This is a genomic window from Nonomuraea rosea (assembly GCF_039539705.1).
Lineage (GTDB): Bacteria > Actinomycetota > Actinomycetes > Streptosporangiales > Streptosporangiaceae > Nonomuraea > Nonomuraea rosea.
Genome location: NZ_BAABDQ010000032.1, coordinates 24,092 through 38,813, shown reverse-complemented (window position 1 = coordinate 38,813; position 14,722 = coordinate 24,092). Strand labels below are relative to the sequence as shown.

General features: G+C 71.1%; 14 protein-coding genes. 7 read left to right on the top strand and 7 right to left on the bottom strand.

Annotated elements, in window-relative coordinates:
* Positions 1 to 213: 213 nt before the first annotated feature.
* From ABEA43_RS47405 to ABEA43_RS47395, 3 genes are all read left to right on the top strand, one after another.
* Complete coding sequence (locus tag ABEA43_RS47405; RefSeq protein WP_345572669.1) at positions 214 to 798, top strand: carboxymuconolactone decarboxylase family protein; 585 nt, start codon at positions 214 to 216, stop codon at positions 796 to 798.
* 2 nt (positions 799 to 800) lie between these two features.
* Complete coding sequence (locus ABEA43_RS47400) at positions 801 to 998, top strand: hypothetical protein (protein WP_345572668.1); 198 nt, start codon at positions 801 to 803, stop codon at positions 996 to 998.
* Positions 999 to 1,166: 168 nt separating this feature from the next.
* Positions 1,167 to 1,406 (top strand): hypothetical protein, encoded by a 240-nt coding sequence (locus ABEA43_RS47395; protein WP_345572667.1) that lies wholly within the window; start codon positions 1,167 to 1,169, stop codon positions 1,404 to 1,406.
* Between the two features lie 12 nt (positions 1,407 to 1,418).
* Here ABEA43_RS47395 and ABEA43_RS47390 read toward each other — a convergent pair whose 3' ends face one another.
* Positions 1,419 to 2,621 (bottom strand): MFS transporter, encoded by a 1,203-nt coding sequence (locus ABEA43_RS47390; RefSeq protein WP_345572666.1) that lies wholly within the window; start codon positions 2,619 to 2,621, stop codon positions 1,419 to 1,421.
* 153 nt (positions 2,622 to 2,774) lie between these two features.
* Here ABEA43_RS47390 and ABEA43_RS47385 point away from each other — a divergent pair, with 153 nt between their 5' ends.
* Positions 2,775 to 3,551: an AfsR/SARP family transcriptional regulator gene (locus ABEA43_RS47385; RefSeq protein WP_345572665.1), complete on the top strand. Its 777-nt coding sequence runs from the start codon at positions 2,775 to 2,777 to the stop codon at positions 3,549 to 3,551.
* Here the strand turns inward: ABEA43_RS47385 and ABEA43_RS47380 are convergent.
* Both ABEA43_RS47380 and ABEA43_RS47375 read right to left on the bottom strand, forming a co-directional pair.
* Positions 3,527 to 4,804 (bottom strand): glycosyltransferase, encoded by a 1,278-nt coding sequence (locus ABEA43_RS47380; RefSeq protein ID WP_345572664.1) that lies wholly within the window; start codon positions 4,802 to 4,804, stop codon positions 3,527 to 3,529. The two genes, ABEA43_RS47385 and ABEA43_RS47380, sit on opposite strands and share 25 nt — an antisense overlap.
* Positions 4,801 to 5,892: a HesA/MoeB/ThiF family protein gene (locus ABEA43_RS47375; RefSeq protein ID WP_345572663.1), complete on the bottom strand. Its 1,092-nt coding sequence runs from the start codon at positions 5,890 to 5,892 to the stop codon at positions 4,801 to 4,803. The genes ABEA43_RS47380 and ABEA43_RS47375 overlap by 4 nt, the downstream gene beginning before the upstream one ends.
* Positions 5,893 to 6,155: 263 nt before the next feature.
* Here ABEA43_RS47375 and yicI point away from each other — a divergent pair, with 263 nt between their 5' ends.
* Positions 6,156 to 8,471, top strand: coding sequence for an alpha-xylosidase (gene yicI, locus ABEA43_RS47370; RefSeq protein ID WP_345572662.1), 2,316 nt, complete (start codon positions 6,156 to 6,158; stop codon positions 8,469 to 8,471).
* Positions 8,472 to 8,532: 61 nt separating this feature from the next.
* Here the strand turns inward: yicI and ABEA43_RS47365 are convergent, their stop codons facing one another.
* The 3 genes from ABEA43_RS47365 to ABEA43_RS47355 all read right to left on the bottom strand — a co-directional run bounded on the left by ABEA43_RS47365 (position 8,533) and on the right by ABEA43_RS47355 (position 12,024).
* Positions 8,533 to 9,762, bottom strand: a complete 1,230-nt coding sequence (locus ABEA43_RS47365; protein WP_345572661.1) for a cysteine desulfurase family protein — start codon at positions 9,760 to 9,762, stop codon at positions 8,533 to 8,535.
* Positions 9,763 to 9,823: 61 nt separating this feature from the next.
* On the bottom strand, positions 9,824 to 10,528 hold the full coding sequence (locus ABEA43_RS47360; RefSeq protein WP_345572660.1) for a GNAT family N-acetyltransferase: 705 nt from the start codon (positions 10,526 to 10,528) through the stop codon (positions 9,824 to 9,826).
* Positions 10,529 to 10,800: 272 nt separating this feature from the next.
* A complete protein-coding gene (locus ABEA43_RS47355; protein WP_345572659.1) occupies positions 10,801 to 12,024 on the bottom strand; it encodes a serine hydrolase domain-containing protein in 1,224 nt (407 codons plus the stop codon).
* Positions 12,025 to 12,169: 145 nt separating this feature from the next.
* On the opposite strand from ABEA43_RS47355, the gene ABEA43_RS47350 reads away from it, so the two are divergent.
* Together ABEA43_RS47350 and ABEA43_RS47345 are read left to right on the top strand one after the other, a co-directional pair.
* Positions 12,170 to 12,823 carry a response regulator transcription factor gene (locus ABEA43_RS47350; RefSeq protein ID WP_345572658.1) on the top strand — a complete coding sequence of 218 codons (654 nt, stop codon included), beginning with the start codon at positions 12,170 to 12,172 and terminating at the stop codon, positions 12,821 to 12,823.
* A 3-nt stretch (positions 12,824 to 12,826) separates the two neighbouring features.
* Positions 12,827 to 13,969 carry a sensor histidine kinase gene (locus tag ABEA43_RS47345; protein ID WP_345572657.1) on the top strand — a complete coding sequence of 381 codons (1,143 nt, stop codon included), beginning with the start codon at positions 12,827 to 12,829 and terminating at the stop codon, positions 13,967 to 13,969.
* A gap of 109 nt (positions 13,970 to 14,078) precedes the next feature.
* Here the strand turns inward: ABEA43_RS47345 and ABEA43_RS47340 are convergent, their stop codons facing one another.
* Positions 14,079 to 14,528, bottom strand: a complete 450-nt coding sequence (locus ABEA43_RS47340) for a lamin tail domain-containing protein (protein WP_345572656.1) — start codon at positions 14,526 to 14,528, stop codon at positions 14,079 to 14,081.
* Positions 14,529 to 14,722: the final 194 nt, after the last annotated feature.

Here is a 14,722-nt window from a genome sequence, read left to right as displayed (position 1 = left end):
CGTTGCTCGACCTGACCTTTCGAGCTGATGGCGGGCGCCATGCACGCCGCCGTGCGACGCGTGGTGCGTGACCCGGGCACGGCGGACGCGACAGCGGAGCTGGGCGGCACCGTGCTCGCGTGGAGGCGGCCCTCCACCTTCGGCTATCAGCGGCTGGCAATCGTTTGGCAAGCACGCTCGACGATGCTCCCTTCGAGAGAGGGGAGAACACCTATGAGCGGATTCCTTGAGCCTCCGGAGATGACGCCGGAGGCGCAGCGGCTGTTCGACGAGGACCTGGCCGAGCGCGGCCACGTCATGAATCTCACCCGGCTGTGGGCCTACCAACCGGACACCAAGACGGGGCTGTTCGACCTGGTGCAGCAGACCGTCGAAGCGGGCCGGCTCGACCTGCGCACGCGCGGCATCCTGGTGACCGCCTGCGCGTCGGCCTTCGGGGACTCGTACTGCTCGCTGGCCTGGGGAGGCAAGCTGGCCGAGGTCGCCGACGCCCGTACGGCATCGGGGGTGCTGCGGGGCGACGACGACGGGTTGACGCCCGGCGAGCGGGCGCTGGCGCACTGGGCGCGGACGGTGGCACGCGATCCCCACGGGATCGGCCAGGCGGACGTGCGCGTGTTGCGGGAGGCGGGGTTCGACGACGGCCAGATCTTCGCGGTCACCGTGTTCGTGGCGCTGCGGATCGCGTTCTCGACCGTCAACGACGCGCTCGGCGCACGTCCCGACGCCGCCCTCCGCGCCTCGGCACCGCGGTCCGTACTGGAGGCCGTCACCTTCGGCCGCCCGATCGAGGACTAGCCATGCGTATCGTCATCGCCGTCGTCGTCGTCCTGGCCATGGCCGGGGTGGTGGTGAGCGCCGTTCTCGGCGGGCTCGCCTGGGGATTCAGCCTGCTGCTCGTCTCCGGTGGGCTGCTGGCGCTCGGAAGGCTCCTCGGTACGAAAGAGCTCCACAAGATGCAGGCGGCCTTGAGGTCATGGCGCCGTCCACGTGGCTGACGGGCATCGAGGCGTGGCCTGGTCCACTCCGCTCGGCGATGACCTCGACGCCGTGTGGGACCGTCTGTGTCCGGGGGCGAGCGGGATCGGTCCCGTGTCTTCCTCGCATCGGCTGAGGAGCGACCTCGCGGCTACGGTGCCGCGGCCCGGCTACGGCGCAGAGGAGCCGTGGAAGCGGCAGGTCGAGCTCGGGTGGCGCCGATCGAGCGGATGCCGCGCAGGCCGTACGGGATGGGCGACGTGTTCGCCGAGCTGGGCGCCGTACAGACGCCGGAGGTGGACGGGTGGCTGCGGGACCTGGCGCAGCGGCTGTCCGGCGGGCCCGATCTGGTCGTCACGCTCGACGCCACCGCCGTCACGCGGGCGCCGGCGGGCGATCTCCGCCGCACCAGCGGCAACGGGGCCTGAGGACCGCACCGGTCATCCGTCCTTCACGCTGAAGACGGCGGGAAGGGCGGGGAGCAGCAGCGACGTGGCCGTCACCAAGCCCGCCAGGGCGAGGAGCACCCCAGACATCCCGAACGCGGCGCTCAGCGGGCCCGCGAGCGCGAACCCGGCCGTGGTCATGAGCTGGCCGGCCGTCCACTCGTACGACACCGCCCTGGACACCGCGTTGCCGGGTATCCGGCGCTGCACGGTGGCCATCCAGGCGATGTCGTGGACCGCCCACCCGAGCCCGCTGACGAGCGCCGCCGCAGCGACCGGCCCGGTCGAGAGCGGGACGGCCATCGCGGCGAGCAGCACGCCGAGCCCCAGCCGCCCGGCGCTCGCGGCCACCAGCGGGCGCCGGAACACCACCTTGAGCGCCAGCATCCCGCCGACGACGGCGCCGGCCGCGCCGGCGGTGTTGATGAGCCCCCAGTCGAGCACGCCGCCGAGGCTGTGCAACGCGATGGCGGGACCGAGGACCGTGAAGACGGCGTTGGCGAAGTTCCACAGCGGCTGCACGGAGAGGCTGACCCGGTACCAGCTGTGCCGGAACGCTTCGCGCAGCCCGCTCGACACGTCGTGCCAGAAGCCGCCGCCTCGCTCGATCGGGAGCTCGTCCAGCCGCATGCGGGACAGCGCGGCGATGCCGACGGCGAAGGTTCCCGCGTCGGCCGCGAACACCCATCCCGGCCCCGTGGTGACCACCAGCACGGCCGCCAGCGCGGGACCGGCGATGGTGACGACCTCCCTGGACACGCCGAGCAGCGCGTTCGCCTCCTGCAGGCGGCCGGGCTCGGCCACCTGCGCGACCAGCCCGGCCGACGACGGGCGGAACAGCCCCGCCAGCCCTCCGTAAACCGCTCCGAGCAGAACCAGCCACCACAACGTCGCCTGGCCGGTGATCAGCAGCAGTGCGGCGACGGCCTGTGTCAGCATTCTGGCCGAGTCCGAGACGATCATGACCAGACGCCGGGAGAAGCGGTCGCCCAGCACCCCGCCGACGAGATAGCTGCCGGTCCTGGCCACGTGCATGACGGTCAGGACCAGCCCGAGAGAGCCCGGAGAATCGGACATCCCCAGCACCGCGAACGTGAGCGCGGTGATCACCATGGCGTCACCCAGGGCGGACACGGTCTGGCCGCCCCAGAGCAAAAAGAATTGCCGCTTGCCTAAAAGCGCTAATGCGGATCGCACGAACTACGCCCAGGATTAAATAAATCGAAGCGTTTCGAGAGTTATTTATGTTAACACTAACATAACTTATCGTCAAGGACCTGTTCGATCTTGCGGGAATGGTTTATGCGTGCTTTGATGAAGAAAACCCCGCCTCCCCGCTGAGGAATCAGCATGAATTCGCCAACCTTCGGCGTTCTCGGGCCGCTGGCCGCGCAGGGTGACAGCCGTTCAGTGGTCGTGCGCGCCGCCAAGCAACGGGCGCTGCTCGCCGTCATGCTGATCCGGGCCGGCCAGGAGGTGTCCACGGACCGGCTCGTCGAGGAGCTGTGGGAAGGGGCCGCGCCCGCGACCGCGCGCAACACGCTGCACTCGCTCATCCTGCGGCTGCGCCGGACGCTGTCGGTGGTGTCGGGCGACGGCAAGCGGCTGCTCGAAGGGCGGGTAGCCGGTTATGCCCTCCAGGTCGCGGCCGAGCAGATCGATTCCAGCAGGTTCGAGGCGCTGGCGGCGCGCGCCCGCGACGCCGAGGCCGGCGGGAATCTCGAGCAGGCGTCGCTGCTGCTGAGCGAGGCTCTGACGCTGTGGCGCGGACCGGCGTTCGCGAGCGTTCCACCGACGCCGATGATCAGGGCGGAGGCGATCAGGCTCGACGAGCTGCGCCTGGCCTCGCTGGAGAGCCGGATCGAGATCGACTTGCGGCTGGGGCGGCACACAGGGCTGGTCGGCGAGCTCCGCACGCTGGTGGAGCAGCATCCGCTGCGCGAGCGGCTGTGGGAACAGCTCATGCAGGCCCTCTACGTCACAGGCCGTCAAGTGGACGCGGTCGCCACGTATCGGAGGGCGCGGGCGATGTTCGTGCGGGAGTTCGGGCTGGAGCCGGGGCCGGGGCTCCAGCGGGTGCACCAGAAGATCCTGACGGGGCGTTACGTGCTGGATCCGCCGCGCTGAGCCAGGCGTTCGAGCAGGGCCACCGCGGCGGCGGCGCCGTTCTCGGCCCGTACGAGTTCGCCCAGGTGCGCGGCCCGCTGAACAGGGCCGGCGGTGAGTGCGGCGCCGATGGCGTTCGCCAGGGCCGGGGCGGTGAGCGACCGCATCGGCACCGGGCGCGGCGCGACACCCAGGCGGTGCATGCGCTCGCCCCAGAACGGCTGGTCGAAGAAGAACGGGCAGACGACCTGCGGGACTCCGGCGGCGAGCGCGGTCGCCGTGGTGCCCGCGCCGCCGTGGTGCACGACGGCCGCCATGCGGGGGAACAACCATGCGTGCGGTACGTCGCCGACGACGTGGACGTCGTCCTGGGCCGCTCCCCGGGTCTGCAGCCCGCCCCAGCCGGTCGACACGACAGCGCGCACGCGTAGCCGGCGCAGGGCGGTGAGCACGGTGTGCCAGGCCTGGTCGGGGCGATGTCCGTACATGCTGCCGAACCCGACGTAAACCGGCGGCTCGCCGCCGGCGATGAACGCGCCGAGGTCCGGCGGCGGCCGCCAGCCCGCTGGGACGCCGGGCACCCAGAAGCCGGTCGTGCACACGTGCGGGCCCGCGTCGGGGGCGGCGGGAACGACGTGGCGGCTGTAGGCGTTGAGCACGGGAGCGGGACCGCCGTCGGGACGGCGCAGCGGGTCGCGTTGCCGGGGCCGGTGCGGCAGGCCGAGCGTGCGTTCGCGCCAGGCGTCGATGGTGCTCTGGTACGGCAGGGCCAGCCCCCGCGACAACGCGTACGTGCCGCGGTTGAGCCTTCTGGGCACCCGGCGGCGCAGCAGCGGATTGGGCAGGTCGGAACGCGCCACGTACAAGGGCGCCAGCATCATGGCGACTCCCGGCACGCCGAGGCGTTCGGCGAGGTGGTGTCCGCCCATGATGCCGGGCAGGCAGAGCACCAGGTCGGTGCCCTTGGCGGCGACCTCCCACAGCTCGTCGAGCACGTGGAGGAGGGCGGGCCGCAGCACGCGGGCCAGCTCTACTCTGGCGAGCATGCCGCGGACCCCGCCGCGAGTGATCTTGGGACCGATGTCGTTCATCGGCGTGATCGGCCCGTGCTCCCCGAGCGCGACCAGGTAGGGGCCGTAGTCTCGCGCGTACTCGCTGGACCTGCTGAAAGCCGCCACTGTGGCCTCGTGCCCGGCCTCGTCCAGGGCCTTGGCCAGCGCCAGGCAAGGCTGCAGCTCGCCGCGGGTGCCCTCGGCGGGGATCAGGACCCTCATCCGCACACCGGGCAATCAGGCCGTCTGGGGATGGGGCGTTCGTGCACGCTCAGCGGCCAGTAGTCGAACTCGGCCCACCGGCCGGCCAGGGCGGGCGGCAGCCCGGTGAGCACGCGGATCGCCTCCCACGCCAGGAGGTTGCCGACCATGCCGCTCTGCGGGCCGGTGACACCGGCCCGCTCCCGCCTGGCGATGTACGTGACCGCGCGGTCCCGCCCGTGGTCGGCGAGGGTCTCGGCGCGAACGCATTCCCAGCAGGGCGTCCGCCCGGGAATGATCGTGGTGCCGAGGATGCCGACGTGGTAGGCGTACGAGGCGCCCATGATGTGCGGGACGCTGGGCTGACAGGCGGCGGAGACGATGGCGGCGAGCGCGATCGGGTCGGGCTGGTCGGCGCAGTTGACCAGCAGGTCGGCGCCCGCGACGACGTCCGCCAGGTCCTCCGGGCAGGTGATCTTCCGCTCGACGGGCTCGACGGCGATGCCGGGGTTGACGGCGCGCATGCGCTCGGCGGCGGCCTCGGTCTTGGGCCGGCCGACGTCGGCGGTCGTGAAGAGCACCTGGCGCGTCAGGTTGGACGGCTCGACGCGGTCGAAGTCGCACACGCGGATCGTGCCGGCCCCAGCGGCGGCGAGCGCGTGCAGGACCCAGCCGCCCAGGCCGCCGGCGCCGCACACGGCGACGGTGGCCGCGCCGAGCGCCCGCTGCAGGTCCACACCGCTGGGGAGGTCCGACAGGCCTTCGTCGCAGAAGTCCTGGAAAAGGCGGAGCTGGCGGTCGTAGCGCTCGGCCGGCGCGGATCCGAGCGCGTCGGCGGCGTCGGCGGCGATGTCGCTGCTGCCGCTGAGAATGCGCTCCTCGCGCAGGACGTCGAGGATCGGCCGCAGCTCCTCGGGCGAAGCCAGCTCGTACAGGTCGGTCAGCGTGCGGCTGCCGTCGAGGAGCGGCAGCAGCCGCAGCGCCACCTCGTTCACGGCGAATCGTTTCACCGTCCGGCTCGCGCTGAAGATGAACAGCAGCTCGTCACCGTCACGCTGCACGATGACGCTGTCTCGCACGCGCGGCCGCCACTGCGGGTCGTCGGGCATTGACCTCCTTCCCGCGTCGAGCGCGGCCCGCGTCAACGGGCCGCGCGGCCTGACCTCAGTTCCCGCCGCCGGAGGCGATGACGCTGCCGACGCGCAGGGTCTCTTCGCTGACCTTCACCATGCGGTCCGCTCCTTCCCTGTGGTAAGGGGCATTCAGCGGCCCCTATTCTGGGCTCCATTCTGGGCGGCGATTCTGGCGCACGAATGGCGTGCCGCTGGCGGCGGCGTCCGCGTCGCTGGTCATCGTGCTTATGATCTGGCCGATGAAATTCACCGACGGCTATTGGATGATGCTGCCCGGCGTCCGATCTCAGTCCCCCGTCGACGTGCTCGACGTGGAGAGCGGCCCCGGCTCTTTGAGCGTCTATGGCACCGTGTGGCCGATTCGCGACCGCACGGATCTGCTCGCCGGCCCGCTGGTGACGCTGACGTTCACCGCGCCGATGGCGGACGTCATCGCCGTCACGATCACGCACCTGGACGGAGGCGACCCGCGCGGACCCGAATTCCCGGTGACCGCCTTTGCTGGAATGAAAGGCATCGTCCATGAGACGGAGGAGAAGGCCGTCCTCGCGTCAGGCGCACTCTCCGCGCACGTGAGCCGGAGCGCGCCGTGGCGGGTGGAATTCCGCGCCGGTGACCGGGTGCTCACCGCGAGCCGGGCGAAGTCCACGGCTTTCATCGAGACCGGCGACGGGTCGCATTACATAAGAGAACAGCTCGACCTCGGCGCCGACCATTTCGTCTACGGGCTCGGCGAACGTTTCGGCCCCATGGTGAAGAACGGGCAGAGCGTCGACAGCTGGAATGCCGACGGCGGCACCAGCACCGAGCAGTCGTACAAGTGCGTGCCTTTCTACCTGACGAACGCCGGCTACGGAGTCTTCGTCAACCACCCGGGCAAGGTGTCGTTCGAGGTGGCCTCGGAGGCCGTTTCTCGCGTGCAGTTCAGCGTCCGCGACCAGTCGCTGCAATATTTCGTCATCCATGGGCCGACGCCGAAGGAGATCCTGCGCAAGTTCACCGCGCTCACCGGGCGGCCGGCGCTGCCACCCGCCTGGTCCTTCGGCCTGTGGCTGTCCACGTCCTTCACCACCTCCTACGACGAGGAGACCGTCACGGGGTTTGTGGAAGGAATGCGCGAACGCGACCTGCCGGTGTCGGTGTTCCATTTCGACTGCTTCTGGATGCGGGAATTCCAGTGGTGCGATTTCGCGTGGGACCCGCGCACCTTTCCTGACCCGCGCGGCATGCTCGCCCGGCTCAAGGAGCGGGGGCTGCGGATCTGCCTGTGGATCAACCCGTACGTCGCGCAGCGCTCTCCCCTGTTCGCCGAGGGCAAGGCGAAGGGCTACTTCCTCAAGAGGCCGGACCAGGAGGTGTGGCAGTGGGACCTGTGGCAGCCGGGGCTGGCCGTGGTCGACTTCACCAACCCCGCCGCTCGCGACTGGTGGACGGCCAAGCTCGACGCGCTGCTCGACATGGGCGTCGACTGTTTCAAGACCGACTTCGGCGAGCGCATCCCGACCGACGTCGCCTACTTCGACGGCTCCGACCCCGAGCGGATGCACAACTACTACTCGTACCTGTTCAACGAGTGCGTCTTCGAGCTGCTGCGCAGCCGGTTCGGTGCGGGCGGGGCCGTCGTGTTCGCGCGCGCGGCCACCGCCGGTGGACAGCGCTTCCCTGTTCACTGGGGCGGTGACTGCGAGTGCACGTTCGAGGCGATGGCGGAGAACCTGCGCGGCGGGCTGTCGCTCGGCATGTCCGGGTTCGGCTTCTGGAGCCACGACATCGGCGGCTTCATCGGCACGCCGGAGCCCGAGCTGTTCAAGCGGTGGATCGCGTTCGGGCTGCTGTCCTCGCACAGCCGGCTGCACGGGCACGACTCCTACCGGGTGCCGTGGCTGTTCGACGAGGAGTCGGTACGCGTGCTGCGCACGTTCACCGAGCTGAAGTGCCGGCTGATGCCCTACCTGTACGAGGTGGCGCGCGAGGCCTGCACCGGCGGCGTGCCGATGATGCGGGCCATGCCGATCGAGTTCCCCGGCGACCCCTCCTGCACGCACCTTGAGCGGCAGTACATGCTCGGCCCCGACCTGCTGGTCGCCCCCGTGCTGACGCACGGCGGGCACGTGGCGTACTACGTGCCCGAGGGCACGTGGACGAGCTTCCGCACAGGAGAGCCGACGCGCGGCGGCCGGTGGGTGCGGGAGACCCACGCCTTCGACAGCGTGCCGCTGCTGGTCCGGCCCGGGGCGGTGATCCCGGTCGGAGCCATCGGCGACCGGCCTGACTACGACTACGGGACGGGCGTCACCCTGCGGGCGTACGAACTGGCGGAGGGCCGCACCGTCACGGTCACCGTCCCCTCGCCCGATGGGAGGCCCTGCAGCACCTTCACGGTGACGCGGCGGGGCGGCGCCGTCCACGCGGAACGCCACGGCGCCCCCGGGGAATGGCGGCTGCTGCTCGTCGGTGTGCGCAAGGTGGCGTCGGTGCTCGGGGGCACGATGGAGCCGCACGAGCACGGCACGCTTCTCCAGGCGACGGGCAACCGTTTGACCGCCGTACGGTGATCGGCTCGCTGCGCAGAGGCGTGCACGCTGCGGGTGGGCGGTCGTCGCGCGGAGGGGTCGCTCATGCTTCTGGGCCCGGTGCGGCCGGCCCCTGTTCCCGGATCCGGGCAGCGTTGATCAGTGCGGCTGCCGCCGTCTCGATGTCGGCTTCGGTGCTCCAGCGGCCCAGCGACAGCCGCAGCGCACTCAGCGCTCTGGCGGCGTCATGGCCCATGGCCGACAGCACGGGGGACGGGGTGTGGGTGCCGCTGTGGCAGGCCGACCCGGTGGAGGCCGCCACCGAGGGCGTGGCGGCGAGCAGGTCGTGGCCGAGGACGCCGTCGATGCTGATGTTCAGCGTGTTCGGCAGGCGATGCTCGGCGGGACCGTTGAGGTGGACGCGGCCCTGCAGCGCCGTCGTCAGGCGCCGTTGCAGGTCATCCCGCAGGTGCGCGATGCGGGCGGGCGCGCCTGTGGCGAGGTCGTGCGCGGCCAGGCCGGCGGCGATGCCGAGGGCGACGGCCAGGGCGACGTTCTCGGTGCCGGCGCGCAGGCCGCGCTCCTGCCCGCCGCCGTAGACGACCGGCTCCAGGGCCACGCCGTCGCGTACGTACAGCGCGCCGATGCCCTTGGGCGCGTACATCTTGTGCCCGACCACGGTCAGCAGGTCCAGTGCCTGAACGTCGAGCGGGATCTTCCCGGCGGCCTGGGCGGCGTCGCAGTGGAACAGCGCGCCACGGGTGCGGGCCAGGGCGGCGAGGTCGGCGATGGGCTGCAGAGCGCCGGTCTCGTTGTTGGCGGCCATCACCGACACCAGCACCGTCTCGTCGGTGAGGGCGGCCTCCAGGACGGCCGGGTCGAGGAGCCCGGCGCCGTCCACCGGCAGCGTCGTCACCCGAGCGCCGTGCAGGCGCTCCAGCGCGCGGCACGTTTCCAGCACGGCCGGATGCTCGGTGGCCTGGGTGATCACGTGCGGGCGCGGATGGCCGGAGGCGATGACCGCGCCGCGCAGGGCGAGCAGGTCGGCCTCCGAGCCGGAGGCGGTGAACACGACCTCTCTTGGGCGGGCGCCGATCAGCGCGGCGACCTGAGCGCGGGCCCGCTCCACTGCCGCGCCGGGCTGCTCGCCGTAGGAGTGGCTGCTGGAGGGGTTGCCGAACAGGTTCGTCAGGTACGGCAGCATCGCCTCGGCCACCCGTGGGTCCACGGGGGTGGTGGCGTTGTAGTCCAGGTAGACCGGGCCGCCGGCCAGTCCCGGATGCGCCGACGCTCCGGCCTGGGCGGGGGTTGCGTCGATCAGCCAATCTTTCATTCATCCATGAAACACCCGGGCACCTGTCGTTCTTGCTGCCCGCGCGGGACGCCGCAGGCCGTCACGGCGTGCGGAAGCCCCGGAACGTCACGGGCCTGCGGGTCTCGAAGCCGAGCCGCTCGTACAGGGCGATCGCACCGGTGTTCGCCTCCGCCACGTGCAGGAAGGGACGTTCGCCGCGGGCCAGGATCCGCGCGACGAGCGCGCCGACCAGGTGGGCGGCGTGTCCTTGCCCGCGCGCCTCAGGAGCGGTGCAGACGGCGCTGATCTCGGTCCATCCCGGTGGCCGCAGGCGCTCACCCGCCATCGCGACCAGAGTGCCGTTGTCGCGGACGCCGAGGTAGGTGCCGAGTTCGCGGGTACGCGACCAGAACGGCCCCGGCTGGGCCCGCGCGACGAGGTCGAGCATCTCGGGTACGTGGTCCGCGCCCAGCTCCACCAGGCCGGTGACGGTCCCGGCGGGAAGGCGGCCGGGCCGGTTGCCGCCGGTCCAGATCATCTGCCGGCCTTCGAGGACGAAGACCGGCTCCCAGTCCGGCGGCGGTGTCGCCGCACAGCTGAACATGTCGGCGAACTCGCCTCGGCCGAGCAGCCGGGCGAGGTCGGCCCACTCCTGCGGATCCGGGTCGGCGGTCACCGCGGAGAAGGTCGCGACCCCCGGCTGGTAGGTGGCGGCCTTGCCGAGCCTGCGAGCAAGGTGGGCGTGGTGACCGCGCAGTGATGCGCCCACCGGATCATCGAGTGCGGTGGCGTCCCGGCTCGCCATGGTGCTGTGCCTCTCGTGTCGTACGGGGTTGACGCTGGCCCCGCTGGACAGCGATCAGGTCCAGCCGGTCATCCTAACAAGCCGCCCGGTAGCTCTCTCCAGGCCAAGGTGATCTCGCTCATCGACCCTACCGCCGGTCAAGCAGCACGCCGCCGTTGCTCAGCACGACCGCGCGATCACTCTTAGCGTGAAGTGAATTCGCATTCCGGTCGCTACAAGGTTGAAGTCCACCGGCGGCTCGTCCCGGCGGAAGGCCGGCCTGTCCTGGTTGTTCAGCTGGTGCCGCAGAGGGCGTGGTCGACCAGCGTCGTCAGGGCGCGATCGGTGTGCAGCAAGGCTTCGAGGTCGGCGGGAGAGCGGGAGGTGACCTCGACCGCCACGCTGCGTCCGCCACCGGGGACGGCACCTACCCTGGTGCTGAAGCCGGCCTCGTCACCGCCGTGGCCCCAGTAGCCGCCGCCGCAGCCCAGCGGCCGGTACATGAGCCCGAGGCCGTAGGCGGCGCCGGCGACGCCCATGTCCTGGAGCGCCTTGGCCGGGACGGTCTTCTTCATGGCGGCCAGCTGCGCCGGCGCCAGAAGCCTGCCGCTCAGCAGGGCGCGGAAGAACCGGTTGAGGTCACCGGTGGTGCTGATCATCGCCCCGGCCGCGTCGCCCAGGGTCTGGTTGTGCGTGGTGACGTCCGTCAGCGGGCCGTCCGGCGTGAACCGGGTGTAGGCCTTGGCGTGCGGGTTCGGCAGGTACGGATCGGCGCCGGGGATTCCGGTGTGCCGCAGGGCCAGCGGGGTCAGGATGCGCCGCTCGATCTCCTCGCCCCAGGTGCGCCCGGTCACCTTTCGGATGATCATGCCGGCGAGCACGTAGTTGGTGTTGGAGTAGCCCCACCTCGCGCCGGGCTCGAACGACGGCTTGTTCTCCATCGCCAGGGCGACGAGCTGGTCGGGCCGCCAGGTCCGCAGCCGCGCCTGGCGCCATCGCTCCGCGGACGTGGCCGGCCGCAGGTATTCGGGGATGCCGCTGGTGTGCTGCAGAAGCTGCCGCACGGTGATCTCGCGTCCGTCGTTGCCGTTGCCGCGTACGACGCCCGGCAGCCACGTGTCCACGGTGTCGTCCAGCGACAATTCGCCCTCGCCCACCAGTTGCAGCACCACTGTGGCGACGAAGGTCTTGGTGGTGCTGCCGATCCGGAAGTAGCCGTTCAGCGGCATGGCCTTCTTGGCAGTCAGGCCGGCGACCCCGCTGCGCGCGGGCAACCGTCCCGATCCCGTGTCCACCTCGCCGAGCACCCCCACCACTCCCGTCGTACGCACGGCTCGCACGTCGTCGCGCAGCCGGTCCAAGGTCGCGCTGTCCGCCTCCGGCTCGGCGGGCCGTACGGGCGCGGCCAGGCAGACGTCTTCGCAGTGCGGGGCGGCCGCCGCGGACGCCGTCACCACGATTGCGGCGGCTGCCGCGACCGCCGAAAGCCGTTCTATGTATCGGCTGCTGGTGGGCATGGAGCCCCTCCTGAAAGGATCGATGGCCGGTTACCTGGAGGCACTCAACCGCAATGCCGGTTACGCGGCGGGAACGGCCGCCTTTACCTCGGTGTAACCCCTCACCCGGGATACTGGAGCCGGTGCTGATCTTGGGGGATGCGCGATGAGAGTGCTGGTGGTGGAGGATCACCGCGAGCTCGCCGACCTGCTGGCGGGCGGGCTACGCCGCGAGGGCATGGCGGTCGACGTGGCCTACGACGGCGCGCAGGCGTTGCAACGTACCTCCGTCAACCGCTACGAGGTCGTCGTGCTCGATCGTGACCTGCCGGCTCTGCACGGCGACGAGGTGTGCCGGACGTTGATGGCGGAGCGGTATCCGGCGCGGGTGCTGATGCTCACCGCGGCCGCCACCATCGAGGACAGGGTCGACGGGTTGAGCGCCGGCGCCGACGACTACCTGCCCAAACCCTTCGCCTTCGCCGAACTCGTGGCCCGCGTCCGGGCCCTCGCCAGGCGCGCGCAACCCGCCGTCCCCCCGATCCTGGTGCACGGCGAGCTCCGCCTCGACCCCGGGCGCCGCCTCGCCACGCGCGACGGCCGCCGGCTGGAGCTGAGCCCCAAGGAGTTCGCCGTCCTGGAGCTTCTCCTGACCGCCCAAGGCCGGGTGGTCTCGGCCGAGGAACTGCTGGAACGCGCATGGGACGAGGCCGCGGACCCGTTCACCGCCACCGTCAAGGTGACCGTCAGTCGCCTGCGCCGCAAACTGGGCGAACCACCGCTGGTCGAGACGGTCCCGCACGCCGGCTACCGGCTCTGACGGGTGCGCACGTTGTTCAGCACGCGGTGGACCGTACGGCTGCGGCTGACGCTGCTGTACGGCGGGCTCGTCCTCGGGACGGGGGCGCTGCTGCTCGGCATCACCTACGTGCTCATGGACCACGTGCTGCCCTTCGTTCAGGTGGAACCGCCGGCGCGGCCCGACCTGCGAGGCACGATCACACCGCCGATGCCGGACCTTCAGTACGGGCCGGCGCAGCAGCGGGCCGAGGACATGAGACAGTTCCTGACGGCGTCGGCGCTGGCGCTGGTACTGATGACGTTCGTGTCCGCCGGGCTCGGCTGGGCGGTCGCGGGGCGGGTGCTGCGGCCCCTGCGGACGATCATCACGACCGCGCGGGACATCACCGCGCGCAACCTGCATCGGCGCCTGGATGCCCGGGGGCCCGATGACGAGATCAAGGACCTGGCGGACACGATCGACGGGCTGCTCGACCGCCTTGAGGCCGCGTTCACAGCACAACGGGCGTTCGTGGCCAACGCCTCTCACGAGTTGCGCACGCCGCTGACCTTCGAGCGAAGCCTCCTGGAGATCACCCTCGCGGACCCCGGCGTGAGCGCCCAGGACCTGCGGGCCGTCTGCGAACGGGTCCTGGCCGGCAACCAGAGCCAGGAGCGGGTGATCGAAGCGCTCCTCACCCTCGCCCGCAGCCAGCGAGGGCTGGATCAGCTCCACGGCCTCGACCTGGCCGAGGCCGCCGCCACCGCCCTCGACTCCGCCCGCGAGCACGCCGCCGCGCGCGGGCTACGGCTGGAGACGCACCTGGACGAGGCCTGCATGTCGGGCGATCCAATCCTCGTCGAACGGCTGGCGGCGAACCTGGTGGACAACGCCGTACGTCACAACACCGCCGAAGGAGGCTGGGTGCGGGTCCGGACAGGGCTCGACGCCGGGCGGCCGACACTGTGGGTGAGCAACAGCGGGCCGGCCATCCCCGCCGATCAGGTCGGTTCCCTGTTCGAGCCCTTTCGCAGACTTCTCACGACGCGGACCGGCCAGGAAGGCGGGTCGGGGCTGGGGCTGTCCATCGTGGCAGCCATCGCCGCCGCCCACGACGCCCGGCTCGACGCCCAGGCCCTCCCGGAGGGCGGTCTACGGGTCCGGATCAGCTTCCGAGCGGCATGACGCGGCTCCAACTGCCGGGTAGTGGGTTACTTCCCGGCTCGGAACATGAGGTTGCCCCCGCCGTGATCCCAGAGCACCACGGCTGCCGGCGGAGGCAACGACTGCTCGGTCAGGAGGCGATGTAGGAGTACAGGTCCTGCATCACCCGGCCGGCGTCGTACAGATAGACGTGGTCGGTGACCGTGTTGGCGAGCACCCCCGCGGTCAGCCCGTTGAAGTGCGCATGCGGCCGGTCCGTGCCAGGGCCGACGTAGACCTTGTAGAGGCTGCCCGGCTCGATGACGGCGCCGTCGCCCACCCGCAGGAGGGCGTTGCCGAACTCGCGCAGGGTGTAGCCGTACGCCGCGGTGGTCTCCTCCGGCGCGTTCTTCGAGGCGCCTCGGTGCGACCAGACCACCGGCCCGCCGCGGTTCGCGTGACGGACGGCATCCGGGCCGGTGGCCGATGCGTCCGCGGGAGAGATCTGGATGGCGACGAGCATCGCCGCCACGGCGGCCAGTGCGGTCAAGAGGACGAGCGCCGATCGCAGCCGGTCGGCGATGAACCCTGGAAGTTGCATGGGGAGACTTTCTGAGTAGGTGCACGCGTGTGGGTCTTCGCGCGTGGGCACGGTAGAAGCTCTCTCCGTCCGGCGGGTGAATGGCTGACGACGGTACGGCTGACGGCTGATGATCTTCCTGATCGCCTCGGCCCGGCAGTCGGCTACCCCCTCCCACCGTGGCGAACGCCCCGCCCGAGCTGAAAGGCAAGCGG